24 protein-coding genes are annotated in these 23,914 nt (G+C 69.8%); 19 read left to right on the forward strand and 5 right to left on the reverse strand.

All coding sequences use genetic code 11. The features are described 5' to 3' along the window. Nucleotides 1-472: 472 nt before the first annotated feature. Nucleotides 473-730, reverse strand: coding sequence for a hypothetical protein (locus tag ACR80S_RS00820; RefSeq protein WP_435400645.1), 258 nt, complete (start codon nt 728-730; stop codon nt 473-475). A gap of 252 nt (nt 731-982) precedes the next feature. Here ACR80S_RS00820 and ACR80S_RS00825 point away from each other — a divergent pair, with 252 nt between their 5' ends. The 4 genes from ACR80S_RS00825 (at nt 983) to ACR80S_RS00840 (ending at nt 3,630) form a co-directional block, all read left to right on the forward strand. Continuing rightward, nucleotides 983-1,147, forward strand: coding sequence for a hypothetical protein (locus tag ACR80S_RS00825; protein ID WP_435400644.1), 165 nt, complete (start codon nt 983-985; stop codon nt 1,145-1,147). A gap of 127 nt (nt 1,148-1,274) precedes the next feature. After that, on the forward strand, nt 1,275-1,688 hold the full coding sequence (gene rnk / locus ACR80S_RS00830; protein ID WP_435402298.1) for a nucleoside diphosphate kinase regulator: 414 nt from the start codon (nt 1,275-1,277) through the stop codon (nt 1,686-1,688). Between the two features lie 16 nt (nt 1,689-1,704). After that, on the forward strand, nt 1,705-2,322 hold the full coding sequence (locus ACR80S_RS00835) for a LysE family translocator (RefSeq protein WP_435402299.1): 618 nt from the start codon (nt 1,705-1,707) through the stop codon (nt 2,320-2,322). Between the two features lie 87 nt (nt 2,323-2,409). Next, on the forward strand, nt 2,410-3,630 hold the full coding sequence (locus ACR80S_RS00840; protein ID WP_435400641.1) for an EAL domain-containing response regulator: 1,221 nt from the start codon (nt 2,410-2,412) through the stop codon (nt 3,628-3,630). Here ACR80S_RS00840 and ACR80S_RS00845 read toward each other — a convergent pair. Continuing rightward, nucleotides 3,570-5,246 (reverse strand): acyl-CoA dehydrogenase family protein, encoded by a 1,677-nt coding sequence (locus ACR80S_RS00845; protein ID WP_435402300.1) that lies wholly within the window; start codon nt 5,244-5,246, stop codon nt 3,570-3,572. The two genes, ACR80S_RS00840 and ACR80S_RS00845, sit on opposite strands and share 61 nt — an antisense overlap. Before the next feature lie 114 nt (nt 5,247-5,360). On the opposite strand from ACR80S_RS00845, the gene ACR80S_RS00850 reads away from it, so the two are divergent. Genes ACR80S_RS00850 through ACR80S_RS00870 form a run of 5 tightly spaced genes read left to right on the forward strand, consistent with a single transcriptional unit; the run spans nt 5,361 to nt 10,435 of the window. Continuing rightward, on the forward strand, nt 5,361-5,906 hold the full coding sequence (locus ACR80S_RS00850) for an NUDIX hydrolase (RefSeq protein WP_435400639.1): 546 nt from the start codon (nt 5,361-5,363) through the stop codon (nt 5,904-5,906). Continuing rightward, nucleotides 5,903-6,829, forward strand: coding sequence for an AAA family ATPase (locus ACR80S_RS00855; protein ID WP_435400638.1), 927 nt, complete (start codon nt 5,903-5,905; stop codon nt 6,827-6,829). The genes ACR80S_RS00850 and ACR80S_RS00855 overlap by 4 nt, the downstream gene beginning before the upstream one ends. 2 nt (nt 6,830-6,831) lie before the next feature. After that, nucleotides 6,832-7,758, forward strand: a complete 927-nt coding sequence (locus tag ACR80S_RS00860; protein WP_435400637.1) for a DUF58 domain-containing protein — start codon at nt 6,832-6,834, stop codon at nt 7,756-7,758. Nucleotides 7,759-7,778: 20 nt separating this feature from the next. Continuing rightward, the gene (locus ACR80S_RS00865) at nt 7,779-9,923 is read left to right on the forward strand and encodes a transglutaminase TgpA family protein (protein WP_435402301.1); all 2,145 of its coding nucleotides are present in this window, start codon (nt 7,779-7,781) and stop codon (nt 9,921-9,923) included. 26 nt (nt 9,924-9,949) lie between these two features. Further along, the gene (locus ACR80S_RS00870; protein WP_435400635.1) at nt 9,950-10,435 is read left to right on the forward strand and encodes a glutathione peroxidase; all 486 of its coding nucleotides are present in this window, start codon (nt 9,950-9,952) and stop codon (nt 10,433-10,435) included. Between the two features lie 50 nt (nt 10,436-10,485). On the opposite strand, the gene ACR80S_RS00875 is transcribed toward ACR80S_RS00870, so the two are convergent. Next, on the reverse strand, nt 10,486-10,875 hold the full coding sequence (locus tag ACR80S_RS00875; protein WP_435402302.1) for a DUF7079 family protein: 390 nt from the start codon (nt 10,873-10,875) through the stop codon (nt 10,486-10,488). A gap of 167 nt (nt 10,876-11,042) precedes the next feature. Between ACR80S_RS00875 and fabV the strand changes: the two genes are divergently transcribed. From fabV to ACR80S_RS00895, 4 genes are all read left to right on the forward strand, one after another. Next, nucleotides 11,043-12,251, forward strand: a complete 1,209-nt coding sequence (fabV, locus tag ACR80S_RS00880) for an enoyl-ACP reductase FabV (RefSeq protein WP_435402303.1) — start codon at nt 11,043-11,045, stop codon at nt 12,249-12,251. A 61-nt stretch (nt 12,252-12,312) separates the two neighbouring features. Continuing rightward, nucleotides 12,313-12,528, forward strand: coding sequence for a hypothetical protein (locus ACR80S_RS00885; protein ID WP_435400632.1), 216 nt, complete (start codon nt 12,313-12,315; stop codon nt 12,526-12,528). Between the two features lie 155 nt (nt 12,529-12,683). Next, entirely contained in the window at nt 12,684-13,592 is a 909-nt protein-coding gene (locus ACR80S_RS00890; protein ID WP_435402304.1) for a GlxA family transcriptional regulator, read from the forward strand. Then, nucleotides 13,589-14,521, forward strand: coding sequence for a DMT family transporter (locus ACR80S_RS00895; RefSeq protein WP_435402305.1), 933 nt, complete (start codon nt 13,589-13,591; stop codon nt 14,519-14,521). The genes ACR80S_RS00890 and ACR80S_RS00895 overlap by 4 nt, the downstream gene beginning before the upstream one ends. A gap of 50 nt (nt 14,522-14,571) precedes the next feature. Here ACR80S_RS00895 and ACR80S_RS00900 read toward each other — a convergent pair whose 3' ends face one another. Next, nucleotides 14,572-15,204 (reverse strand): class I SAM-dependent methyltransferase, encoded by a 633-nt coding sequence (locus ACR80S_RS00900; RefSeq protein WP_435400629.1) that lies wholly within the window; start codon nt 15,202-15,204, stop codon nt 14,572-14,574. 143 nt (nt 15,205-15,347) lie between these two features. Here ACR80S_RS00900 and ACR80S_RS00905 point away from each other — a divergent pair, with 143 nt between their 5' ends. From ACR80S_RS00905 to zapE, 6 genes are all read left to right on the forward strand, one after another. After that, nucleotides 15,348-16,562, forward strand: a complete 1,215-nt coding sequence (locus tag ACR80S_RS00905; RefSeq protein ID WP_435400628.1) for an aspartate aminotransferase family protein — start codon at nt 15,348-15,350, stop codon at nt 16,560-16,562. A gap of 41 nt (nt 16,563-16,603) precedes the next feature. Beyond that, the gene (locus tag ACR80S_RS00910) at nt 16,604-17,692 is read left to right on the forward strand and encodes an arginine N-succinyltransferase (RefSeq protein WP_435402306.1); all 1,089 of its coding nucleotides are present in this window, start codon (nt 16,604-16,606) and stop codon (nt 17,690-17,692) included. Then, the gene (gene astA, locus ACR80S_RS00915) at nt 17,692-18,738 is read left to right on the forward strand and encodes an arginine N-succinyltransferase (RefSeq protein WP_435400627.1); all 1,047 of its coding nucleotides are present in this window, start codon (nt 17,692-17,694) and stop codon (nt 18,736-18,738) included. Before ACR80S_RS00910 ends, astA begins: the two co-directional genes overlap by 1 nt. Beyond that, the gene (astD, locus tag ACR80S_RS00920; RefSeq protein ID WP_435402307.1) at nt 18,738-20,207 is read left to right on the forward strand and encodes a succinylglutamate-semialdehyde dehydrogenase; all 1,470 of its coding nucleotides are present in this window, start codon (nt 18,738-18,740) and stop codon (nt 20,205-20,207) included. Before astA ends, astD begins: the two co-directional genes overlap by 1 nt. After that, nucleotides 20,204-21,586, forward strand: coding sequence for an N-succinylarginine dihydrolase (astB, locus tag ACR80S_RS00925; RefSeq protein WP_435400625.1), 1,383 nt, complete (start codon nt 20,204-20,206; stop codon nt 21,584-21,586). The genes astD and astB overlap by 4 nt, the downstream gene beginning before the upstream one ends. 72 nt (nt 21,587-21,658) lie before the next feature. Then, complete coding sequence (gene zapE / locus ACR80S_RS00930; protein ID WP_435402308.1) at nt 21,659-22,804, forward strand: cell division protein ZapE; 1,146 nt, start codon at nt 21,659-21,661, stop codon at nt 22,802-22,804. Between the two features lie 56 nt (nt 22,805-22,860). On the opposite strand, the gene ACR80S_RS00935 is transcribed toward zapE, so the two are convergent. After that, nucleotides 22,861-23,910, reverse strand: a complete 1,050-nt coding sequence (locus ACR80S_RS00935; protein WP_435402309.1) for an SPFH domain-containing protein — start codon at nt 23,908-23,910, stop codon at nt 22,861-22,863. Nucleotides 23,911-23,914: the final 4 nt, after the last annotated feature.

The following is a 23,914-nucleotide window of genomic DNA, read 5'->3' on the forward strand; positions in this document are numbered from 1 at the left end:
CTTCGAGGGATGGTGTTCCCCCTAAGGGCGACTTGATGCTGGGCCTCTTGCAAGAACCCTGTCTAGATGACGGCTTGCCGGTGTCTGACCGGTACCGCCGTGGCGGCGTCACGCCGACGGACGTATCGAGCAGGCCGCGGCAGGGTGTCAGCCAAGGTAGGCGACATAGGCCTCGAAGGCGGCACTTTGCCATTGTGCCTGGCAGTGCCAGAACGCGAGGACCTCGGTATCGAAGGTAAATGCGTTGGAATCTTGCATGGTAGTAGTCCTCCTGAGTGGGACACCTACCACCATAGGCCCTTTTTTGTTGCATTGCAGCAAAGAATCGTTTATGCGGCTACGCTCATGTGGGTCGAGGGCGCATCGATCTGGCAGGGACAGCCAAGACAGTCCGACTATCCGTAGCCCATGCCGGCGCGGGCCAGTCGCCCTGGCTGTCGCGGCCGCTACCCCAGCCCGCTACCCCAGGCCGCTACCCCAGGCCGCGGCCCAGCAGGTCGTCGGCCACGGCGCGGGAGGCCTGGGCGAACTCGATGCGTGCCGCGGCAAGGGCGCTGAGATCGCGGGAGTCGATGTCGCGCTCCAGCCGGTCGAGGAGCGCCTTGGCCTGGGCCAGGCGCCGGGCGAGAACGGTATCGAACACCAGGCAGGCGTCGGGAACCTCGGGGTCGGCAAGCGGCTGGTCGATCAGTTCGGAGGACAAAGACGGGCGACAGGGCACGGCGTCCATGGACAGCATCCTGTGTGAACGTAAGACCCGGGGTGGCCGGGAAAAGGCGAGTGCCTTTGATCATATCCATAGTGCCGAATGGCCAGTGTTGTCAACAATCCCGAGAGGCCTATTTTTGTCAACGAGCGCCGATATGGCCGGTGTGGTCAAGAGGCGACGTGTCCCGCTGCGGTTGAAGGTGGCGGCCGGTGGCCCCATGCTGGGGAGATTGCCAACAGCCAGGGGGCGTGTCATGGGGACAAGGAGCCTGTCATGGGAGTGAAGAGCTTTGCCTGGGGCTTGATTGGCCTTGGGGTGGCGCTGGGACTATTCGGCTGGAGCGCCTGGAACCCGGTGGCCTTCGTGGGGCTGACCCTGACTGTAGTGGGGGCGGTGGTCTTGGCCACCCGGCGTCGCGGCCCGGGCACGGGGGCCTGACAAGTCGCGTCATTGGGCTTATGATGGAGGAAATCGACAGTCCTTCCCCCCTTCGGGTGGAGGGCTGTTTTTATTGGATGGCCGCCAAGGCTTTTCTCTCTGCGTTGACGGGCTATCAGGAGGTCGCATGTCTTACCGCCCCCCCATCATCATCAACCGGCTCGATGCCGAGCGCCTGCAGCGTCTGATCGATGCAGCCAGCGCCAAGGATCTCTTCGTCGCCGACGCCCTCGAGGAAGAGCTCGAGCGCGGTGAGGTCATCGATCCCGAGGAGATTCCCGAGGACGTGGTCAGTATGAACAGCCGGATCCAGTTCACCGACCTGACCCGCAACCGCCAGATGATCCGTACCTTGGTCTACCCCCACGCCCTGGCCACCACCGAGGATGGCATCTCGGTCATGGCGCCGGTGGGTGCCGGACTGATCGGCCTGCGCATCGGCGATGTGATCGACTGGCCGCTGCCGGACGGTCACGAGGTCAAGCTGCGGGTCGATGCCATCTTCTGGCAGCCGGAACGCGAGAAGCAGTTCCACCGCTGAAGGGGCGTTTCCCACCATGCCGTTTTCTCTCTGGCTCTCCCTGGCGGCGGTCTGCGCCATGGGAGCCATGTCGCCGGGGCCCAGCCTGGCCCTGGTGCTGCGCCATACCCTGGGCGGCGGTCGCGCCCCCGGGGTGGTGGCCGGGCTCTCCCATGCGCTGGGCGTGGGTTTCTATGCGCTGCTGACGGTGTGGGGACTCGGCGCGCTGATCGTGCGCCAGCCGATGCTGTTCCAGGTGATTACCTGGGTCGGCGCGGCCTATCTGGCCTGGCTCGGCGTCAAGGCCCTGCGTGCCGGTCGTGCCGGCCCGCTGGAGGCGGGGGCGGTGCCTACCACCCGGCGCCAGGCGGCCCGGGAGGGCATGCTGGTCGCGCTCGGCAATCCCAAGCTGATCCTGTTCTTCATCGCCCTGCTCAGCCAGTTCGTCACGCCCGACATGAGTCTCACCGCCAAGGCGGTGATCGTGCTAACGGCGATGATCATCGACAGCGCCTGGTACGTGCTGGTGGCGGTGGGGCTCTCCCACTCCCGGGTGCTGCCCTGGCTGCAGGCGCGTTCCCACTGGATCAATCGCATGACCGGGGGAATGCTGCTGGCCCTGGCGTTGCGAGTAGTGGCCGGACCGCTGGCGTAAGCGGCGTTAATGCGATGAGCCATACCTATCGTGTGAGATTCATCAGGCGGTGTTACGCTCTGTTACCCGCTGACCGGAATGCCGCCCATGTACGACTCGTCCCCTGCGCCCCTGGCGCTGGTCCTGGAGGCCGACCCCGACGTCGCTGCCGTGCTTTCCCTGCAGTTCGAGGTGCTGGGTATGGAGACCCGCCACTATCAGCAGTCGACCGCGCTGCTCGCGGCAGTGGCCGCCCGGCCACCGCGCCTGGTGGTGCTGGGGCTGGGGTTCGGCAGCGAGGACGGCTTTCTGATGCTGCGCCGCCTGGCCGCAACCGGCTATCGCGACTGGGTGCTGCTGCTCTCGGGCGTCGAGCGCAAGATCGCGCGGATTGCCGAGCGGGTGGGACACACCCTGGGCCTGCAGATGCTGGGCTGCCTGGACATGCCGATGCGCCTGGCCGAACTGCGCCGCTGCCTGGACAATCTGCGGGTGGGCTGTCGGGCGCCGTTGGAGGTCAGGGGCGAGCCGCTGTTCTGCGGTGAAGAGCTCGAGCAGGCGCTGTTGCGGGACGAACTCGCGGTGCACTATCAGCCGCAGTTCGAGCTCGCCACGGGCCGGCTCAGCGGGGTGGAGGCCCTGGTGCGCTGGGCCCACCCGGTCCACGGCCTGATCGGTCCGTCGAGCTTCCTGCCACTGCTCTCTCCCGACCAGGGCAAACGCCTGACCCGCCACGTGCTGGCCCGTGCCCAGGCCGATTCGGCCCATTGGCTGCGCGAGGGGGTCGCACCCTCGGTCTCGGTCAACGTGACCGCCGATGACCTGATGTGTCCGGATCTGCTGGAACTGGTGGGTGGGCGCTCCCCCGGGGACCCTCCCCTGGTGCTGGAGATCACCGAGACTGCCGCCATGTATGACGAGCTGCTGGGCAGCGAGGTGGCGGCCCGGCTTTGTCTGGGGGGGCTGGAGGTCTCGGTGGACGACTTCGGCATCGGCTTCTCGTCGCTGTCGCGGCTGCAGCTGCTGCCGATCAGCGAGCTCAAGGTAGACCGCAGCTTCGTGCAGCACCTCCACGCGGAGTCCCAGGACGCCGCCATCGTAGAGGCGGTGGCGCTGCTGGGCCGGCGCCTGGGCATCCGGGTGGTGGCCGAAGGGGTGGAGGACCCGGCCAGCCTGGGGCTGCTGGAACGCTTCGGCTGCACCCATGTGCAGGGCTATGGCCTGGCCCGCCCGATGCCCGCGGAGGCGATCCTCGAGGTGGCGGCGAGTCAGGACGCGATCCGCGCCAGCAGCGCCGCACAAGGCGAACCGCTGGGCAGCACGCCGTAGGCGGGGCCGGCCTCACCGCCCAGCCGTGTGGCACAGAAAGTGTCGGCGACCTCCTCAGGGGCGTGTTGCACCAGCAGCGCCGCCTGGAGGCACTGGGCCAGGCGCTGGGTCAGCCAGCGAGCCCTGGGCTCCAGGGCCTCGGCGGGTTCGACGGCCAGCCGCTCCAGCTCGGCCAGGGCGGTGTCCAGATGGCGATCCTGGCCCCGGGCGGGCGCCACCTCCTGCCAGTAGGCGGACACTGCCTCGGGGTGGCGGCCCAGCACCCTCAGCACGTCCAGGCAGATCACGTTTCCCGAACCCTCCCAGATCGAGTTGACCGGCGCCTCCCGGTAGAGTCGCGCCAGGGGGGATTCCTCCACGTAGCCGATGCCGCCCAGGCACTCCATGGCCTCGGCCATGAAACCGGGGTTGCGCTTGTTGTGCCAGTACTTGGCCAGCGCCGGCAGCAGCCGGCCCAGGGCGCCTTCGCTCTCGTCGCCGCGGGCGGCGCCGTCGAAGGCCCGGGCGGTCCGCATCGTCAGAGCCACCCCGGCTTCCACCTCCAGGGCCAGGTCGGCGATCACCGCCCGCATCAGCGGCTGCTCGACCAGCGCGCGGCCGAAGGCGTGGCGTTCGCGCACGTGTCGCCAGGCCGCCAGCAACGCCTGGCGCATCATGCCCACCGGCGCGGTGGCGGCGTCCAGGCGAGTCTGCTGGACCATCTCGAGGAGGGTGGCGATACCGCGCCCCGGCGGGCCGATGGGCTCGGCCCAAGCGCGGCGGAACTCGATCTCCGCCGAGGCATTGGCGCGATTGCCGCACTTCTCCTTGAGGCGCTGCAGTTCGATGGCGTTGCGCTCGCCGTCCGGCGTGAAGCGCGGCACCAGGAAGCAGCCGAGCCCGGCGTCGGTCTGGGCCAGGGTCAGGAAGGCGTCGGACATCGGCGCGCTGCAGAACCACTTGTGGCCGGTGAGCCGCCAGCCCTCCTCGGCCGGCTCGGCCTGGGTGGTGGCGAAGGGGTCGGCTCGCGTGGAATTGGAGCGCACATCGCTGCCGCCCTGCTTCTCGGTCATCGCCATGCCGAAGGTGAGGCCCATCTTCTCCTCGGCCGGCAGGGGGCGCGAGTCGTAGTCCCAGGCCAGCAGCCCCGGTGCCCAGTGGGCCTTCGCTCGGGATGAGTGGCGCAGCACCGGCATGGCGGCATGGGTCATGGTGATCGGGCAGCAGAACCCGGGTTCGGCCTGGGTCAGCAGGTAGAGGGCCGCCACATGGGCCTGGTGGCCTCCGCGGCCCTCCTCCTGCCAGGCCACGGCATGCCAGCCGTGGTCGATGGCCAGGCGCATCAGCTCGTGGTAGGCGGGGTGGTAGCTGACCTCGTCCAAGCGTCGACCGTGGCGGTCGAAGAGGCGCAGCTCCGGCGGGTGGCGGTTGGCGGCCTCGCCGAGCGCCTGGACGCGCTCGCTGCCGGCCTCGCGGCTCAGCGGGGCCAGGCGGCGAGCGACCCAGTCGGGGGCCTCCCGGGCCAGGGCCTCGCGCAGCGGCGTGTCGCCGCCCAGCAGGTCGATGTCGCCCGGCGGGGCGGGCTGGTTGGTCACCCGATGGGTGGCCAGCCGGGTGCGGGGAGCGTGGTCGGACATGGTGCACCTCCAGCAGCGAGGGTTGCATTGAGCATGGGGGGCGGATGGGGCGCGGTCAACGTGACGCCGCGGCGCCGACTGGGTAGGCTTGGGGCATTTCTCGGGGAGATGCCCATGACCGACGCCCTTCGCGACGAGACGCTGCCGACGCCGCATGTCGCCCGCGAGCGCATCCAGCTGGTGGATGCTTGCAATCGGCCCTGCGGCAGCGCCTGGCGTGCCGCCATGCGGCGCTTCCGCTTCTGGCATCGCGCCACCTATATCGTGGTGCGCAACGCCCGCGGTGAGATCTGCGTGCAGCGCCGTACTCTTACCAAGGAGGTCTTCCCTGGCGGGCTCGACCTGGCCGCCGGCGGCGTGGTGGGGGCCGGCGAGGCGGAACACCTGGCGGCGCGTCGCGAGCTGGCCGAGGAGCTCGGCATCCGCGGCGTGCCGCTGAGGCCGGCGGGCGGCTTCGTCCACACCGAGGGCGGCCATCACATCTTCGGCAGCCTGTTTGTGGTCGATCACGACGGCCCGCTGGTGCTGCAGGCGGAGGAGGTGGCCGAGGTGTTCTGGCGCCCGCCCGCGGAAGCCCTGGCGCTTTCGGGGGTGACCCCGGACACCCGCCAGGCGCTGCAGGAACTGCTCGATGCCGGCCTGCTGGAGGCCACGCCATGAACCGCCCGGCTCGGCTCACTGACCTGGAAGCCGTGGTGGCGGCCCTGGAGGGGGTGGTGCTCGGCAAGTCCCGGGAGGTGCGCCTGGCGCTCTGCTGCCTGCTGTGCCGCGGCCACCTGCTGATCGAGGACCTGCCGGGGCTGGGCAAGACCACCCTGGCCCAGTCGCTGTCGCGGGTCACCGGGCTCGACATGCAGCGCTTGCAGTTCACCAGCGACCTGCTGCCTGCCGACGTGCTCGGGGTCTCGGTGTTCGACCCCCGCGAGGCGCGCTTCACCTTCCATCCGGGGCCCATCTTTCACGACGTGGTACTGGCCGACGAGATCAATCGCGCCACCCCCAAGACCCAGAGCGCCCTGCTCGAGGCCATGGAGGAGGGGCGGGTGACCGTGGAGGGGGAGACCCGGGCGCTGCCCGATCCCTTCTTCGTGATCGCTACCCAGAACCCCCAGGAGCAGGCGGGCACCTTCGCCCTGCCGGAATCCCAGCTCGACCGCTTCCTGATGCGCCTCTCCCTGGGCTACCCGGACCGCGCCGCCGAGCGGGAGATCCTGCGCGGCCGCGCCGGGCGAGTCCGCCTCGAGGCCCTGCCGGAGCTGCTGGACGCCGAGCGCCTGCGTGCCTGGCAGGCGCGACTGGGCGACATCCACGTGGCCGATGCGCTGCTCGACTATGTCCAGGCCCTGGTGGCCGCCAGCCGCGACCACCCTGAGATGGCCTGGGGGCTCTCCACCCGCGGGGCGCTGGCCTTGCTGCAGGCGGCCCGCGGCTGGGCGCTGCTCGAGGGGCGCGACCACGTGCTGCCCGAAGACGTCCAGGCGGTCTGGGGGCCGGTGGCGGGCCATCGCCTCAGCAACGGCCGGCGCGAGGAGGGCGAGGCCCTGGCGCGCCATCTGCTTGCCCGCGTGCCGGTGGCGACCTGAGCATGAGGCTGGCGGCACTGGGCGAGCGCTGGTGGCGGCGCGTGGCGAGCGCCCCGGGCGCCGCGCTCCCCCAGCGGCGGCTCTTCCTACTGCCGACCCGCTTCGGGCTGGGCTGGGCAGTGCTGGTGCTGCTGCTATTGCTGTTCGGCATCAACTACCAGAACACCCTCGCCTATGTGCTGGCGTTCTGGCTGTTCGGCCTGGGGGTGGTCGCTCTGCTGCGCGCCTGGCGCAACCTGTTCGGCGTCACTCCCACCCTGCGGCTGCCCCACGAGGTGTTCGCCGGCGGCGAGGCGCGCCTGGGCGTGGCGCTGGCCGGTGGGCGGCCGCGCACGGCGCTGGAGCTCCACGGCGGGGGCGCCTCGGCGCGTATCGATCTGCCCGCGGGGCAGGGTGAGGCCATCCTGGCCCTGCCGGCCCCCGTGCGCGGCGAGCAGCGCCTGCCGCTGCTGCGCCTGGAGACCCGCTGGCCGCTGGGTCTGGTGCGCGCCCTGGCCTGGCTCGAGAGCGACGAACGGCTGCTGGTCTATCCGCGACCCCTGGAGGATGACGAGCCCGAGCACCGTCATGCCGGCGCGGGCCTGGAGGCCACCGACTTCGCCGGCCTGCGCCGCGCCGAACTCGGCGACAGCCCGGCCCGGCTGGCCTGGAAGCAGTGGAGCCGTACCGGGGTGCTGGCCGCCAAGGCCTTCAGCCTGCCGCCCCGCCAGCAGCTGTGGCTCGACTATGACGCCTGCCGCGGCGACCCCGAGCGGCGGCTCTCCCTGCTCTGTGCCCGGGTGCTGGCCCACCACCGCGCCGGCGACCGCTACGGCCTGCGCCTGCCCGGCGTGACCCTGCCCCATGGGGAGGGCCCCTATCAGCGCCGCCAGGCCCTGGAGGCGCTGGCATGCTTTTCCCCCGCGGGCGAACGGGAAGCCGGACGATGAGGCACAAGGTGAGGCGGAACATGACCGGACGCGTCGGCGGTGAGGCGGTGCTGGCCGACGGCCGGATGCTCAGCGGCGCCATGCTGCGCCAGCTGTTCCTCGGCCAGTGCCTGGTGCTGGCCCTGCACCTGGCCTGGATGCCGGCCTGGCTGGCGGCCATCGCCGCTCTGGTGGCTGGCTTTCGCTATCTGCAGCTGCGCCGGCGCCTGGGGCGTGCCGGGGTGCTGCTGCGCCTGGCCGGCGTGGGGGCGCTGACCGGCGGCCTGTGGCTGCACTACGGCACCCTGGGGCAGATGGAGGCCATGATCGGCCTGCTGGTCGGGGTTTACCTGCTCAAGCTGCTCGAGACCCACACCCGCCGGGATGGCCGGGTGGTGGTGGCTATCGGGCTGGTGGCTACCACCGTGGCCTTCCTGCACGACCAGGGCATTCCGATGGCCGCCGGCGGGCTGGTGGTGCTGGCCTGGATGGTGCACTCGCTGGTGTGGCTCTCCGGGGGCGATGCGCGCAGGGCCTGGCGGGAGAGCGTCTGGCTGCTGATCCTCTCGGCACCGCTGATGGTAATGCTGTTTGCGGTCTTTCCGCGCATCGGCCCGCTATGGAACCTGCCCCAGGCCGATCGCGCCTCAACCGGGCTCACCGATGAGATCGCCCCGGGCGACATCGCCCAGCTTTCGCGCAGCGACGCCCGCGCCTTCCGGGCGCGCTTTGAGGGCGTCGAGCCGGCCCCCGCCGAGCGCTACTGGCGGGTCTACACCCTGTCCGACTTCGACGGCGAGCGCTGGCGGCGGACCACCCCCGAACGCCTGGCCGCCACCCTGGGCCGCCCGCTGGGCCAGTTCGTTGCCGAGGGCCGCCGGTCGCCCTGGCTCGACGAGGAACCACGCTTCGAGGTGGAGCTGCTACTGGAGCCGGACAGCCGCCCCTGGCGCCCGTCGCTGGGTGCGGCGCTAACCAGCGACGAGCCCCTGCGCTTCCTGGCCGATGGCACCCTGGAGGGTACCTCGCCGCTGGCCTCGCGCAGCCTGTTGCGCATGAGCAGCACCGGCCAGGCGCCGGCCAACCCCGACCCCGCCGGCCCCGCCTGGCACACCATGCTGCCCGCCGAGAGCAACCCCCGCACCCGCGAGCTGGCCGAGCGGCTGTGGCGAGAGAGCGGCGGCGAGCCCCGCGCCTTCCTGGCGGCCATCATGGCGCGATTCGGCGAGGCGCCGTTTCGCTATACGCTGTCGCCGCCGCGGCTGACCTCGGCCAATCGGGTCGACGAATTCCTCTTCGAGAGCCTGGCCGGTTACTGCACCCACTACGCCTCGGCCATGGCGGTGCTGGCCCGCTCGGCGGGCCTGCCGGCCCGTGTGGTGGCGGGCTTCCTGGGCGGCGAGCGCCACCCCGACGGCCATTTCACCCTCCGCGACTATGACGCCCACGCCTGGGTCGAGGTGTGGCTCGACGGCACCTGGCAACGCCTCGACCCTACCGCGGCGATCGCCCCGGAGCGCATCGAGGAGGGCCCACAGGCCATCGACGACGGCCGCGAGGCCTTCCTGGCCGATGCCCCCTTCTCGCCGCTGCGCATGCGCGAGGTGGGCTGGGTCAATCGGCTGCGCCTGGACTGGGAGCGCCTGGAGTACCAGTGGCAGCGCGGGGTGATCGGTTACCAGCGCGAGGCGCGCCACGCCCTGATAGCCCGCGTAACCGCGGGGCTCCACGCCCTGTGGGAGCGTATGGTGGCGCTGGCCCCCGGGCGTGGCTGGCTGGGCGGCCTGCTGGGGCTGCTGATGGCGGCCGCCATCGCTGCCGGGCTGGCGGCGCTGATGCGCCTGGCCTGGCGGGGACACCGGGAGGGGCGCGACGAGGCGCTGCGCATTCATCGCCTGCAGGAGTGGCTCTCGCGGCGGGGCCTGGGCCCTCGGCCCGGGGAGTCCCCCTCGGCCCATCTGCGGCGGGTGGCCAATGAGGCGGGCGATGCCGGGCCGGCGCTGCGCGACTGCGCCCATCACCTGGAACGCCTGCGCTATGCTCCCCTGGAACGCGAGGAGCATCGCCAGCGAACCCGCCAGCTGGCCCGGCGGGTGGCAGAAGTGCGAAGCCGGCTGCGGCGCCGGTTGCGGCGCCTTCCTCGCCGCCAGGGGGGTGGCGCGGGCGCAGGCAGCGTGGCATCGTGACGGTTATCGACCATGAAGGGGCGCGCATGTCCATCCACGACCACCAGTGCCGCACCGCCCAGGGCGAGCCCTTCAACTTCGCCGCGCTGCGCGGCCAGGTGCTGCTCATTGTCAACGTCGCCAGCCGCTGTGGCTTCACGCCTCAGTTGAAGGAGCTGGAGCGCCTCTACCGCCGCCATCGCGAGCGGGGTTTCGCGGTGATCGGCTTTCCCTGCAACCAGTTCGCCGGCCAGTCGCCGGAATCCGCCCTGGACTTCTGCACCCTAAGCGCCCGGGAGTACCAGGTCAGCTTCCCGCTGATGGAGAAGGTGAAGGTCAACGGCACCGGCGCCCACCCGCTTTTCGTGGAACTCCGCAAGGCGGCACCCGGGGTACTGGGCACCACGGCGATCAAGTGGAACTTCACCAAATTCCTGGTGGGCAGGGACGGCCGGGTGATCCGCCGCTTCTCCCCGCGGTACGGCGAGGATGTGCTGCGCGAGGCGCTGGAGATTGCCCTGGAAGAGGGGTAGGAGGCCGGGCCATCAGCTCGTTCCAGCAGGGTGTGTGGAGAGCCAGGTCATCATGGGGGTGTCTCTCCCCTTTCCACCATCAGTCGTGCGATCAGCTCGTTCCAGCGATGCCGGGTCATCATGGTGGTCAGGCCCGAGAAGAGCATCCAGCTCTTGCGCCGCCACCCGGTGAGGCGCAGGTTGTGGGCCACCAGTTGCTTCATCAGCTTGTAGTCGTCGAAGCGGCGCCACTCGCCGACCATCGACATCTGCTGGCGCCCCAGCACCGGGGCCAGTTCCAGGCGGAAGATCCACTCCAGTTCCTTGAGCGTCAGGTCGTGGCGCTCGATTACCTCGACCATGTGCGCGTAGTTGCGCTCGCCGGGCTCGCGCTCCAGCCATAGTGGCGCCAGCGCCAGCCACAGCTCGCCGCGTTCATCGACCAGGGTCTGTGCATTCATCGGGGCCTCCTCGTGGCGTCGCGCCTGGAGGTGCATCCTGCCCCAGCCGCACGGCGGGCTCAAGGGCGGACAGCGCAGGGCGCGGCCGCTAGAATAGGGCGATTGCCACTCCATGACAGCGGGCCGGCGTTATGCCGGCCCTACAATGACCAACAGCGAGGTCCGACGTGATCATCAAGCCCAAGGTACGCGGTTTCATCTGCACCACCACCCACCCCGTCGGCTGCGAGAGGAACGTGCTCGAGCAGATCGAGGCGACCCGCGCTCGCGGTCTGGACACGAGCCGGGGGCCGAAGAAGGTGCTGGTGATCGGCGCCTCCAGCGGCTATGGTCTGGCGGCGCGCGTCACCGCGGCCTTCGGCTACGGCGCCGATACCTTGGGCGTGTTCTTCGAAAAGCCGGGCAGCGAGAAGAAGCCGGGCACCGCCGGCTGGTACAACAGCGCCGCCTTCGACCGCTTCGCCAAGCAGGAGGGTCTCTACAGCAAGTCGATCAACGGCGATGCCTTCTCCCACGAGGCCCGAGAGACGGCCATCGAGCTGATTCAGCAGGACCTGGGTCAGATCGACCTGGTGGTCTATTCGCTGGCCTCGCCGGTGCGCAAGCTGCCCGACAGCGGCGAGCTGAAGCGCTCAAGCTTGAAGCCGATCGGCGAGACCTATCGGGCCACCGCCATCGACACCAACAAGGACGCCATCATCGAGGCCGAGGTCGAACCCGCCACCGAGCAGGAGATCGAGGATACCCGCGCGGTGATGGGCGGCGAGGACTGGGAGCTGTGGATCGACGCCCTGGACCGCGCCGGTGTGCTGGCCCCCGGCGCGCGCAGCGTGGCCTTCAGCTATATCGGCACCGAGATTACCTGGCCGATCTACTGGCACGGCGCCCTGGGCAAGGCCAAGGAGGACCTGGACCGTGCCGCCGCCGAGATCGACAAGCGCCTCTCGGCCACCGGCGGCGGCGCCAACGTGGCGGTGCTCAAGTCGGTGGTCACCCAGGCCAGCGCGGCCATCCCGGTGATGCCGCTCTACATCGCCATGGTTTACAAGGTGATGAAGGAGAAGGGCCTGCATGAAGGCACTATCGACCAACTCAACCGCCTGTTCGGCGAGGCCCTCTATTCATCCGATGGGCAGGGCGAGATGGCCACCGACGAGGCCGGCCGCCTGCGCCTGGACGACTGGGAGCTGCGCGACGACGTCCAGCAGGCGTGCAAGGAGTTGTGGCCACGGGTGACCACCGAGAACCTCTTCGCGATCACCGACTATGCTGGTTACAAGCACGAGTTCCTGAAGCTGTTCGGCTTCGAGCGGGATGATGTCGACTACGAGGCCGATGTGAACCCGGACGTGGAATTCGATGTCGTGAGTTTGTAGGCCCGTCGACTTTCCGTTTCCAGCGAGGAGGTCAGGGGTTACAGCAACAAGGAGGATGGCCATGGATACTCGTGAGAGTCAGACCCCGGAAGAGGAGCGTGAGCATTTCAAGGAGGTGCTGGAACCGGAGGACTTCAAGCACCCGGAACCGGATGAAGGGCAGCCGGAGGCCAAAAAGGCGACGCCCAAGTCGATGCAGCGCCTGCTGCCCATCGTAATCGTGGTGCTGGGCCTGCTGGTTGCCGCCATGCTGATCTACAGCGGCAGCGTCCGGTAGGCACCGCTTGACCATCCGACCTCGACCCTTCCCGGCCGGGCCTTAGCGCCCGGCCGACTGCTTGGGTAAGATGAGGGCCCCGTTTCGAGCCGGCCCCGTTCATGCATGAGCCACCGTCATCCCTGCCATCGTCGTCGCCTTGCCGGCGGGTTGGCGTGTTGGTGCTGCCCGGTTTCTCGCTGCTGGCCGAGGCGTGTGCCACCGAACCCCTGACGGTGGCCGGCCAACTCGCAGGTGCGCCCCTCTATCCCCTCATCCTCCTGGGGCAATCGGCGCAGCCGGTCCCCAGCGCTTCTGGCCAGAGGTTGCTGACCGAACGCACCCTGTCCCAGGCCCCCGACGATCTGGACATGCTGGTGGTGTGCGCACCCGGCGCGGGAGTGGCCGATGAGGCCCTCAAGCGGTGGCTGGTCGCGCTGGCAACACCCGGGCGGCTGGTCGCGGGAATCGGCGGTGGGGCGGAGCTTCTGGCCCGCGCCGGGCTGCTGGATGGCTACCGGGCGACGGTGCCCTGGTCGAGACTCGAGGTGGTGAGTCGCGACCATCCGCGGATCCGGCTCTCCCGCCAGCCGTTCGAGATCGACCGCGAGCGCCTGACCTGCGGCGGCGGCACCGCGGCCCTGGACATGATGATGACCCTCGTCGGTCGTCAGCATGGCAGCGCCCTGGCCGAGCGGGTCTCGGCCCACTTCGTGCTGGAGCGGGTGCGCATGGGCGAGGAGCCGCCGTCCGGCCTGCCGTCGAGCGCCGTCCCCGAGAGCCTGTCGGAGGCCCTGGCGCTGATGGAGGCCAATATCGAGGAGCCGCTGACCACCGCCGAGCTGGCCGAGCACCTGGGCATCTCGCGACGCCAGCTGGAGCGGCTGTTCAAGAAGCACCTGCAGGCGGTGCCCAGCCGTTACTACCTGGACCTGCGCCTGCAGCGGGCCCGGCGCCTGCTGCGCGAGGGCGAGCGGCCGGCGGGGGAGGTGGCATTGATGACCGGCTTCTCCTCGGCGGCGCACTTCTCCACCGCCTACCGCAACCACTTTGGCCTGACCCCGCGGGAGGAGCGACTGCCTTGATTTCCCCGCACACCCTGCATTCCATGAGGCCCCATCTCTTCCTGCTGCTGGTGGTGGCAATCTTCTCCGGCAATATCCTGGTGGGCAAGGCGTTGGCCGAGCTGCCTCCCTTCACCGTGTCGCTGGGGCGAGTGGCCATCGCGCTGGCGATCATGCTGCCGCTGGGGTGGTACCAGGCGCGTCAGGGCTGGCCGCTGTTCCGCCGCCACTGGCGTCCGCTGCTGGGGCTGGCGCTGACCGGCGTGGCCTTCTTCAATGCCTTGATCTACGCCTCGCTGAGCTATACCTCGGCCACCAACGTGGCCATTCTCGAAAGCCTGATCCCGGTGGTCACCCTGCTGCTCAGCGTGCTGTTCCTGGGAGAACGCTTTCGGCCCCTGCAGTGGGCCGGCGTGGCGCTCTCCCTGGCCGGTGCCGTGGCGGTGATCCTGGCCGGCCAGGGGGCTGAGGCGCTGGCGGTAGGGATCAACCCCGGCGACCTGATCATGCTGCTGGCGGTGCTGGTGTGGGTCGGATATTCGTTCCTGGTCAGGGAGCACATGGCGCGCTTTCCGCGCTATGGCAGCATGCTGGTGATGCTGGCCATGGCCAACCTGGCGCTGGCCCCCATCGCCCTGCTCGAGGGCGCCTGGCAGGTGGTGCCGGGGCTGACAGCGCGGCAGTGGACCGGGCTCGCCTACCTGGGTGTCTTTCCCTCGGTGGTGGCGCTGCTGCTCTACAACAGTGCCCTGGCCGAGGTCGGGCCGACCCGGGCGGCGGTCTACCTCAACCTGCTGCCGGTGTTCACCATGCTGGGGGCCTGGGGGCCTGGGGGCCTGGGGGCCTGGTGGCTGCTGGGGGATCAGATCCTGACGGTGCAGGTCGTCGCCAGCCTGGTGGTGATCGTCGGGGTCTGGTTCACCATCGCGCCGGCGGGCCGGCGTCGCTGATTGCCGGGCCGCGTGCTCAGGAAGGGGGACAGGCCCGGGACTGACCGGGGTCAGGCGGGACGGGCTCCTGCCGGCCGCGCCAGCAGGGCGCGGAACAGCGTGCCCATCATTACCGGGGTGTCCTGTTCGATGGCGAAGCCGGCGTCTTCCAGCAGCGGACGGGCCTGGCGGGTGATGTCGGTAGCGATGGCGCTGGTCAGGGCGTTGAGGGCGCGGCGGGAGGCGCTCGCGGGGCGATCGTCGGCCTGGAACTTGTCCATCACGCAGAGCTGGCCGTCGTCCTTGAGTACCCGGCGGGCCTCGGTGAGGCCGCGGTCCGGGTCGGGCATCACGGCCAGGATCAGGTGCATCACCACCACGTCGAAGTGGTCGTCGGGAAAACCGAGCGCCTCGGCGTCCATCACAGCGGCCTGGACGTCCATGCCCAGCGCCTCGGCGCGGCGCTCGGACCGCTTCACCATGGCCGGGCTGAGATCGGTGGCGTGGATCTCCACGTCGCGGGGCAGCCAGGGCAGGTCGAGCCCGGTGCCGGCACCCACCAGCAGCACGCGCATCCCGGGTTGCCAGGTCACCTGCTCGAGCGAGGCGTGCCGTGGCCGACGGAAGGCGCGGTCGGCCACGGCGTCATAGAGCGGCGCGTAGAGGCTATAGCGCAGACGGTTCCAGGCGGTGGTATTGAACATGGGCGACTCCAGGGAAGCATCGACCTCAGCCTAGCCTTTTTCACAACTCCCTGTCCCATCGATGAAAGCGGTCGCCGGGGGGAATCCCTATACTCGGAGGGGTGCCCGCCACGCATTCCCCCGCCCCGCAAAGGACCCGCGACATGAGCCAGACCCCGACCCGCGCCGACTTCGACCAGTACATGGTGCCCAACTATGCTCCCCAGCAGGCGATCCCGGTGCGCGGGGAGGGGAGCCGGCTGTGGGATCAGCAGGGGCGCGAGTACATCGACTTCGCCGGCGGCATCGCTGTGAACTCGCTGGGTCACTGCCATCCGGCGCTCGTGGAGGCGCTCACCGAGCAGGCGGGCAGGCTCTGGCACCTCTCCAACGTCTACACCAACGAGCCGGCCCTGGCCCTGGCGCGCAGCCTTGTCGAGCGCACCTTCGCCGACAAGGTCTATCTCTGCTCCTCCGGCGGCGAAGCCAACGAGGCGGCCCTCAAGCTGGCGCGTCGCTGGTCCCACGACCACCATGGCGAGCACAAGCACCGCATCGTCTCCTTTACCCAGTCGTTCCATGGCCGCACCTTCTTTACCGTCAGCGTCGGCGGCCAGCCCAAGTACGCACAGGGCTTCGGCCCGGTGCCCGGCGGCATCGTCCATGGCGAGTTCAACAACCTCGACAGCGTCCGCGACCTGATCGACGACGACACCTGCGCGGTGATGGTGGAGCCGATGCAGGGCGAGGGCGGCATCATCCCCGCCACGCCCGAGTTCCTGCAAGGGCTGCGCGCCCTGTGCGACGCCCACGATGCCCTGCTGATCTTCGACGAGGTGCAGACCGGGGTGGGGCGCAGCGGCTCCCTCTACGCTTACATGCACTACGGCGTGACGCCGGACATCCTGACCAGCGCCAAGTCGCTGGGCGGCGGCTTCCCGGTGGGCGCCATGCTTACCACCGACCGTATCGCCCCGGCCATGGCCGTCGGCACCCACGGCTCCACCTACGGCGGCAACGCCCTGGCCTCCGCCGTGGCCCTGGCGGCCGTCGAGTTCATCGACAGTCCCGAGGTGCTGGCAGGCGTGAAGCATCGGCATGCGCTGTTCCGTGAGCATCTGGAGGCGATCAACCAGAAGCACGGGGTGTTCCGCGAGATACGCGGGATGGGGCTGCTGATCGGTGCCGAGATGGCCCCGGACTACCGGGACCGTGCCAAGGACATCCTGCCACTGGCCATCGAGGAGGGGCTGATGGCACTGATCGCCGGGCCCAACGTGCTGCGCATGGCGCCCTCCCTGGTGATCCCCGAGGCGGACATCGCCGAGGGCATGGCCCGCCTGGAGAGGGCGGTGGCGCGGCTGGTGGCCGGTCAGTGAGCCGTCCCGCCGGCGCCCTGACATCCAACGGAGATCCCGCCATGCTGGTCGTTCGCCCCGCCGTGCCCGCTGACCTGCCCGCCCTGGAGCGCCTGGCCGGTGAGGCCGTGCCGCAGCTGACCAACCTGCCGGCCCACCGCGATCGCCTGGAGGAGCGCATCGCCCGCTCCCGCCAGGCCTTCGCCGCCGAGGCGGCCTTTCCCGGCGATGAGCACTACACCTTCGTGCTCGAGGACCTGGAGCGCGGCGAGGCGGTGGGCACCGCTACCATCCGCGCCCAGGCCGGCGCCCGGGATGCCTACTACACCTATCGGCAGGAGACCCTGATCCACGCCTCCCAGCAGCTCAACGTGCGTCGGGAGGTGCAGACCCTGGCGCTCTCCCACGAGGTCTCGGAGGCGAGCCTGCTGTGTGCCTATTCGCTGGAGCCACGCTATCGGGGCACCAGCGCCGAGAGCCTGCTTCGCCGTGCGCGGCTGATGTTCATCGCCCAGTACCCGGAGCGCTTCGCGGGCATCCTGGCCATGGCCTTTCCGGGCTTCCTGGACGGGGCTGGCGAGTCGCCGTTCTGGAACAGCGTGGGGCGTCACTTCTTCATGCGCGACTACCAGGAGATCAATACCCTGGCCGGTATCCGCTCGAAGAGCTTCATCGCCGAGGTGATGCCGCAGTTTCCGCTTTACCTGCCGCTGCTCACCCCCCAGGCGCGCGCCGCCATCGGCCGCGAGCATCCCGATCACGAAGCGGCGCTGGCCGAGATGCTGGCCGAGGGGTTCCTGCGCTCCCGCCATGTGGACATCTTCGACGCCGGGCCGGTAATCAAGGCCGAGCGCGAGCGTCTCGCCAGCTTCCGCCGGGCCGCCTGGCATCCGGTACGCATCCGCCCGGCCCACGCCCTGCCGGACGCCGAGCCGGCCATGGTCGCCAATCAGCGCCTCGAGGATTTCTGCTGCGTGGTGGCACGCTACGCCCTGTCGCCTACCGGTCAGCTGATGCTCTCCCCGGAGCACGCCAAGCGCCTCGGCGTGGAGGAGGGGCGCGCGGTGCTGGCCGCGCCGCTCGCGCTGCCGGGCACCGTCGAGGGCGGGGCCGAGGAGCGCGACCCGGGCTATGACGAGGGAGAGCTGTGATGCGCATTCGACCGATCGCCGAGGGTGACCTGGACGAGCTGCAGGCCCTCTCCCGAGAGACCGGCGTGGGCTTCACCTCGCTGCCAGACAACCGCGAGTTCCTGGCCGCCAAGATCGCCGCCACGCTGAGCGCCTTCGAGGAGCGCGTGCCGGCAGACCGGCGCAACTACTTCTTCGTGCTCGAGGACGAGGCCAGCGGCCATCTGGCCGGCTGCTGCGCCATCGAGGGTGAGGTGGGCCGCGAGACGCCCTTCTACCACTATCGGGTAGGCACGCTCGCCCACTCCTCGGTGCAGCTCGACCTGCACCGCACCATCGACAGCCTGTTCCTGTGCTCCGATCACACCGGCGATGCCGAGGTGGCATCGCTCTTCCTGCGTCCCCAGTACCGCGGCCGCGACCGCCATCACGAGCGCAACGGGGCACTGCTCTCCATGATGCGCTGGCTGTTCATGGCAGAGTTCCGCGACCGCTTCCCCGACAAGGTGCTGGCGGAGATGCGCGGTGTCTTCGACGAACGGGGCAGGAGTCCCTTCTGGTATTGCCTGGGCAGCCACTTCTTTCCGCTGGACTTCGACGAGGCCGACCGGCTCACCGGACTGGGACAGAAGAGCTTCATCGGCGAGCTGATGCCCAAGTACCCGATCTACACGCCCTTTCTCTCCGAGGAGGCGCGGGCCTGCATCGGGCGAGTCCACGAGCAGACCCGCCCGGCCCTGGCCATGCTCAAGAAGGAGGGACTGCGCTGGGAGGGCTACATCGACATCTTCGACGGCGGCCCCACGGTGGAGGCCTACCTCGACGACGTACGTAGTGTGCGCCTCTCGAGGCGCTGCCAGGTCGAGATCGACCCGGCGCTGGGCGAAACGGGCGCGCGGCCGCGCTGGCTCGCCGCTACCACCGGGATGGCCGAGTTCCGCGCCGCCTGGGTGGGGCGCGGTCCCGATGAGGAGGGCGTGCTCAGGCTCTCCCCCGACGAGGCGACGCGCCTCGAGGTGGCGTCCGGCGCCGACCTGCGCATTCTGGATACCGAGGAGGAAGGCTGATGAAGGCGACACGACAGCTACTGGTGGGCGGCCTCTGGCAGGCCGGCGAGGGCAAGACCTTCACCAAGCATGACCCGGTCTCCCGCGAGCGCCTCTGGGAGGGGCGCGCCGCCAGCCCCGCCCAGGTGGGAGCCGCGGTGACGGCCGCCCGGGAGGCCTTCCCCGGCTGGGCACGCACGCCCCTGGCCGAGCGCCAGGCGCTGGTGGAGCGTTTCCGGGAGGTGCTGGAGCGCCACCGCGAGGACCTGGCCGCGGCCATCGCGCACGAGACCGGCAAGCCGCTGTGGGAGTCGCGCACCGAGGTGGGCTCGATGATCGGCAAGGTGGCGCTCTCGATCCGGGCCCACCATGAGCGTACCGGCGAGAAAGAACGCGACCTGGGCGATACCCGGGCCGTGCTTCGCCACCGTCCCCACGGCGTGATGGCGGTCTTCGGCCCCTACAACTTCCCCGGCCATCTGCCCAACGGCCATATGGTGCCGGCGCTGCTGGCCGGCAATGCGGTGGTCTTCAAGCCCAGCGAGCAGACGCCGCTGACCGCCGATCTCACCCTGCAGTGCTGGCTGGAGGCGGAGCTTCCCGCCGGGGTGATCAACCTGGTGCAGGGGGCGGCGGAGGTCGGTCAGGCGCTGGCGGCCGACCCGGGCATCGACGGCGTGCTGTTCACCGGCAGTGCCAGGGTTGGCGGGATGCTGCATCGTCAGTTCGCCGACCAGCTGGACAAGATCCTGGCCCTGGAGCTGGGCGGCAACAACCCGCTGGTGGTCAAGGACGTGCCCGACCAGGACGCCGCGGTGCTTACCATCCTCCAGTCGGCCTTCCTCTCGGGCGGGCAGCGCTGCACCTGCGCCCGGCGGCTGATCGTGCCCGAGGGGCCGGTGGGGGATCACCTCCTCGATGCGCTCAGTGACGCCATCTCGCGGCTGCGGGTGGCCGGCCCCTTCAGCGAGCCTGCTCCCTTCTATGGTGGCCTGGTCAGTGTGGCGGCGGCCGATGGGCTACTCGAGGCCCAGGCGGCGCTGGAGGAGCTCGGCGGCACGGTGCTGGCGCGCATGGAGTGCCTGGAGGCCGATACCAGCCTGCTCTCGCCGGGTCTGGTCGACGTGACCGGCCTGGCGCTGCCCGACGAGGAGCATTTCGGCCCGCTGCTCAAGGTGCAGCGCTACCGCGACTGGGACGAGGCGATCCGGCTGGCCAACGACACCCGCTACGGCCTCGCCGCCGGACTGATCGGCGGCGAGCGCGCCGACTGGGACGACTTCCTGCTGGGTATCCGCGCCGGCATCATCAACTGGAACCGCCAGACTACCGGCGCCTCCGGTGACGCGCCCTTCGGCGGGGTGGGGGAGAGCGGCAACCACCGGCCCAGCGCCTTCTACGCGGCGGACTACTGCGCCTATCCGGTGGCTTCCATGGAGAGCGACGACTTGCACCTTCCTGACCAGCTGCCGCCGGGGGTGAGCCTGTGAGCCGCAACCCGAGCCCCGACTATCGTGAGGTGAACTATCGCGAAGTCAATTTCGATGGCCTGGTGGGCCCCACCCACAACTACGCCGGCCTGGCGCTGGGCAACGTGGCGTCGATGAGCCACGGCGGCCTGGTGGCCAACCCCCGGGAGGGGGCCCTGCAGGGGCTGGCCAAGATGAAGGAGCTGATGGACGCCGGCTACCTCCAGGGGGTGCTGCCGCCCCAGCAGCGCCCGGACCTCGGCGCGCTGCGCGCGTTGGGCTTCACCGGCAGCGACGAGCGGGTGCAGGCCCGGGCCGCCGGCGAGGCGCCGCAGATCCTGCGGGCGGTGTGCTCCGCCTCGAGCATGTGGACCGCCAACGCGGCCACGGTGACGCCTAGCCCGGACGCCCCGGATGGCCGGTTGCACATCACGCCGGCCAACCTGCAGTCGAGTTTCCATCGTTTCCTTGAGCCGGCCACCACAGGCCGGGTGCTGCAGGCGATCTTCCGTGATGACGCACGCTTCGCCCACCACCCGGCGCTGCCGGCGACCCCGGCCTTCTCCGACGAGGGGGCGGCCAACCATACGCGGCTATGCGGCGAGCACGGCGAGTGCGGCGTGCACCTCTACGTCTACGGCCGCGAGGCCTTCGGCTGGGGCAGCGAGACCTCGCCCGCGCCGCAGCGTTTCCCGGCGCGCCAGACCCTGGAGGCGAGCCAGGCGGTGGCCCGCCAGCACGGCCTGGCCGACCATCAGGTGGTGTTTGCCCAGCAGCACCCCGACGCCATTGACGCCGGGGTCTTCCACAACGACGTCATCGCGGTGGGTAATGGCCCGGTGCTGCTTTACCATGAGATGGCCTTCCTCGACGAGGCTGGCACCCTGGCAGCGCTGCGCGAGCGGATGAGTGCGCCGCTGATCCCGGTGCGCGTGCCCGAGGAGGCGGTGAGCCTCGCGGACGCGGTGGGCTCCTATCTCTTCAACTCCCAGCTGCTCTCCAACCCGGACGGCTCCATGACCCTGGTAGTGCCCGGCGAGTGCCAGGAGAACGAGGCGGTGTGGCGATGCCTGCAGGGCCACCTGCTGGCCGGAGCCAACCCCATCGGCGAGGTGGTGGTGAAGGACGTCAAGCAGAGCATGCGCAACGGTGGCGGCCCCGCCTGCCTGCGCCTGAGGGTGGTGCTTTCGGCCGAGGAGCGCGAGGCGCTGTCCGGAAGGGTGCTGCTGGATGAGGCGCTGCACGCTGAGCTCGTCGCCTGGGTGGAGCGTCACTACCGCGATCGCCTGGCGCCCGAGGACCTCGCCGATCCGGCCCTGGCCCGGGAGACCCTCGCCGCCCTGGACGAGCTGAGCGCTCTCCTCGAGATCGGCAGCGTCTACCCCTTCCAGGGCGGCTGAGGCCCCTCCATGGCCGATATCCAGAGGTTGGGGCTTGAGCCCGCTGCCGCTGACGTGACGCCCGGTCGTCAAATGATAGCGGCATCGCCCCTGGCGGCCTACCGGCAGGCAGTGGAGCGCCAGGGCTTCATGGCGGACGCGGCCCAGCAGGCGGCGGCCGCCCGGCTCGAGCGCAGCTTCCAGGCCCTGCATGACGGAGCGGAGGGCGGCCTGGGGGGCGGCGTTATATCGGGCGTCTATCTCTGGGGGCCGGTGGGGCGCGGCAAGACCTGGCTGATGGATAGCTTCCATCGCCACCTTCGGGTGCCGGCCCGTCGCCAGCATTTCCACCACTTCATGCGCTGGGTGCACCAACGCCAGTTCCAGCTGCGCGGGACCGCCGATCCCCTGGTGGCGATGGCCCGCGAACTGGGCGACGAGGTCCGGGTGCTGTGCCTCGACGAGCTCTTCGTCAACGATATCGCCGATGCCATGCTGCTCGGCCGCCTGATGTCGGCCCTCTTCGCCCACGGGGTGGTGCTGGTCAGTACCTCCAACCAGGCGCCTCGGCAGCTCTATGCCGACGGCTTCAACCGCGAGCGCTTCCTGCCGGCCATCGACGCCATCGAGCGCCATATGCAGGTGGTCGAGCTTGACGGAGGGCAGGATCATCGCCTGCATCCGGGGAAGGCCCATCAACGCTATTGGGTCGCGAAGGCCGGCCAACCGAGCCCGCTGGCCGCAGTGTTCGAGCGGCTGAGCGCGGGGGAGGCGCGCGACGATGGTCCCATCGAACTGGGGCATCGCCAGATCCCGGTGCAGGGGAGGAGCGAGACGGTAGTCTGGTGTCGCTATGCAGATCTCTGCGAGCAGCCCCTGGCGGCCCTGGACTTCATTGCCCTGGTCGACCGGTTCGCGCATGTTCTGCTGGAAGGGGTGCCCTGCCTGAGCGATGCCAGGACGGCGGTGGGCATTGCCAGGGGCACCGAGGATGGCGTCACCCGGGTCGAAGCGGGGGATCGCGAGCTACCGCAGCTGTCCCCCAAGGATGACGGCGTGCGCCGCTTCATCGCCCTGGTCGATGAGTGCTATGACCGGCGTACGCCGCTCTATGTGGAGGCTGAGGTGGGGCTGTCCGAGCTCTATTCACACGGCTACCTGGCCTTTCCGTTCCGACGCGTCCTGAGCCGCCTGCAGGAGATGCAGCTGGCGCGCTTCGGGGGCGGACAGGCAGGTTGAACCAATGGGCTTGCCCAGGCGGCCCCGCCGGTTGGGGGGAGTTGCCGGGGTGAGGCTCAGCCGCCGCTGGCCGCTCCGCCCACCACGCCGCCGCGCAGGCCGCTGCGGTTGCTGGTGTCCTTCAGGTGGTTGGCCACGGCGTCTTCCGGTGAGCCGGCCATCTCGCGGAACATGCCCATGGTGCCGAGCAAGGCGGAGGACTCGTAGGGCACGAACACGCGCTCGCCCTCCTTGGCCATGGTCGGCAGCACCTTGATGTAGCTCTGGCCGAGCAGGTAGCCCACCACGGTGCGCTTGTTCTCCTCGCTGTCGCCGATGGCGTTGAGCACCAACTTGATCGACTCTTGCTCGCCCTGGGCGCGCAGGATGGCCGACTCCTTGTCGCCCTGGGCGTTGAGGATCGAAGACTCACGCTGGCCCTGGGCCATGGCGATGGCGGCGGACTTCTCGCCTTCGGCCTCGGTCACCGTGGCGCGGCGCTTGCGCTCGGCGGCCATCTGCAGGCGCATGGCGGATTCCACCTCCTCGGGCATGGCGATGTCCTGCACCTCGACCCGCGAGATCTTCACCCCCCACTTGGAGGCGGCCTCTTCCATGGCCGACTGAATCTCGTTGTTGACCTCGGCCCGGGACTCGAACAGCTTGTCCAGCTCCATCTTGCCGACCACCGAGCGCAGGGTGGTCTTGGCCAGCACCTCCACCGCCTGGCTCATGTTCTCCACTTCATAGACGGCCCGCTTCGGGTCGATGATCTGGTAGTAGAGGGCGCCGTTGATATTCACGGTGACGTTGTCGGTGGTCACCACCGGCTGGCCGGGGAAGTCCATCACCGTCTCGCGGCGATCGATGCGCGTCTCGTGGCTGGTGATGGCGTGATACTCCTCGCCCATCTTGCGATAGCGGATCATCGCGATGGCGCGGGGCTGGTCGATGAAGGGGACGATGATATTGATGCCGCTCTCCAGCAGCCGATTGAACGACCCCAGACGCTCGATCACCATCACCTCCGACTGGCGCACGACCACCAGCCCCTTGGCGATGATCATGATACCGAGAACGACGACGATCAGGGCGATGATAAGCCCCGGGCTGACGGGAAGATCCATGCGG

The sequence above is a fragment of the Halomonas salsilacus genome, from assembly GCF_051216275.1.
Lineage (GTDB): Bacteria > Pseudomonadota > Gammaproteobacteria > Pseudomonadales > Halomonadaceae > Halomonas.

Excerpts from the sequence above, each read along its gene's own strand:
- ACR80S_RS00905 (WP_435400628.1), top strand. The coding sequence starts at position 15,348 with ATGAGCCAGACCCCGACCCGCGCCGACTTCGACCAGTACATGGTGCCC.
- ACR80S_RS00840 (WP_435400641.1), top strand. The coding sequence starts at position 2,410 with ATGTACGACTCGTCCCCTGCGCCCCTGGCGCTGGTCCTGGAGGCCGAC.
- ACR80S_RS00865 (WP_435402301.1), top strand. The coding sequence starts at position 7,779 with ATGACCGGACGCGTCGGCGGTGAGGCGGTGCTGGCCGACGGCCGGATG.
- astA (WP_435400627.1), top strand. The coding sequence starts at position 17,692 with ATGCGCATTCGACCGATCGCCGAGGGTGACCTGGACGAGCTGCAGGCC.
- ACR80S_RS00870 (WP_435400635.1), top strand. The coding sequence starts at position 9,950 with ATGTCCATCCACGACCACCAGTGCCGCACCGCCCAGGGCGAGCCCTTC.
- ACR80S_RS00820 (WP_435400645.1), bottom strand. The coding sequence starts at position 730 with ATGGACGCCGTGCCCTGTCGCCCGTCTTTGTCCTCCGAACTGATCGAC.
- ACR80S_RS00855 (WP_435400638.1), top strand. The coding sequence starts at position 5,903 with ATGAACCGCCCGGCTCGGCTCACTGACCTGGAAGCCGTGGTGGCGGCC.
- rnk (WP_435402298.1), top strand. The coding sequence starts at position 1,275 with ATGTCTTACCGCCCCCCCATCATCATCAACCGGCTCGATGCCGAGCGC.
- ACR80S_RS00935 (WP_435402309.1), bottom strand. The coding sequence starts at position 23,910 with ATGGATCTTCCCGTCAGCCCGGGGCTTATCATCGCCCTGATCGTCGTC.
- ACR80S_RS00875 (WP_435402302.1), bottom strand. The coding sequence starts at position 10,875 with ATGAATGCACAGACCCTGGTCGATGAACGCGGCGAGCTGTGGCTGGCG.
- ACR80S_RS00885 (WP_435400632.1), top strand. The coding sequence starts at position 12,313 with ATGGATACTCGTGAGAGTCAGACCCCGGAAGAGGAGCGTGAGCATTTC.
- ACR80S_RS00900 (WP_435400629.1), bottom strand. The coding sequence starts at position 15,204 with ATGTTCAATACCACCGCCTGGAACCGTCTGCGCTATAGCCTCTACGCG.
- ACR80S_RS00825 (WP_435400644.1), top strand. The coding sequence starts at position 983 with ATGGGAGTGAAGAGCTTTGCCTGGGGCTTGATTGGCCTTGGGGTGGCG.
- astD (WP_435402307.1), top strand. The coding sequence starts at position 18,738 with ATGAAGGCGACACGACAGCTACTGGTGGGCGGCCTCTGGCAGGCCGGC.
- ACR80S_RS00860 (WP_435400637.1), top strand. The coding sequence starts at position 6,832 with ATGAGGCTGGCGGCACTGGGCGAGCGCTGGTGGCGGCGCGTGGCGAGC.
- ACR80S_RS00845 (WP_435402300.1), bottom strand. The coding sequence starts at position 5,246 with ATGTCCGACCACGCTCCCCGCACCCGGCTGGCCACCCATCGGGTGACC.
- ACR80S_RS00850 (WP_435400639.1), top strand. The coding sequence starts at position 5,361 with ATGACCGACGCCCTTCGCGACGAGACGCTGCCGACGCCGCATGTCGCC.
- ACR80S_RS00835 (WP_435402299.1), top strand. The coding sequence starts at position 1,705 with ATGCCGTTTTCTCTCTGGCTCTCCCTGGCGGCGGTCTGCGCCATGGGA.
- zapE (WP_435402308.1), top strand. The coding sequence starts at position 21,659 with ATGATAGCGGCATCGCCCCTGGCGGCCTACCGGCAGGCAGTGGAGCGC.
- ACR80S_RS00910 (WP_435402306.1), top strand. The coding sequence starts at position 16,604 with ATGCTGGTCGTTCGCCCCGCCGTGCCCGCTGACCTGCCCGCCCTGGAG.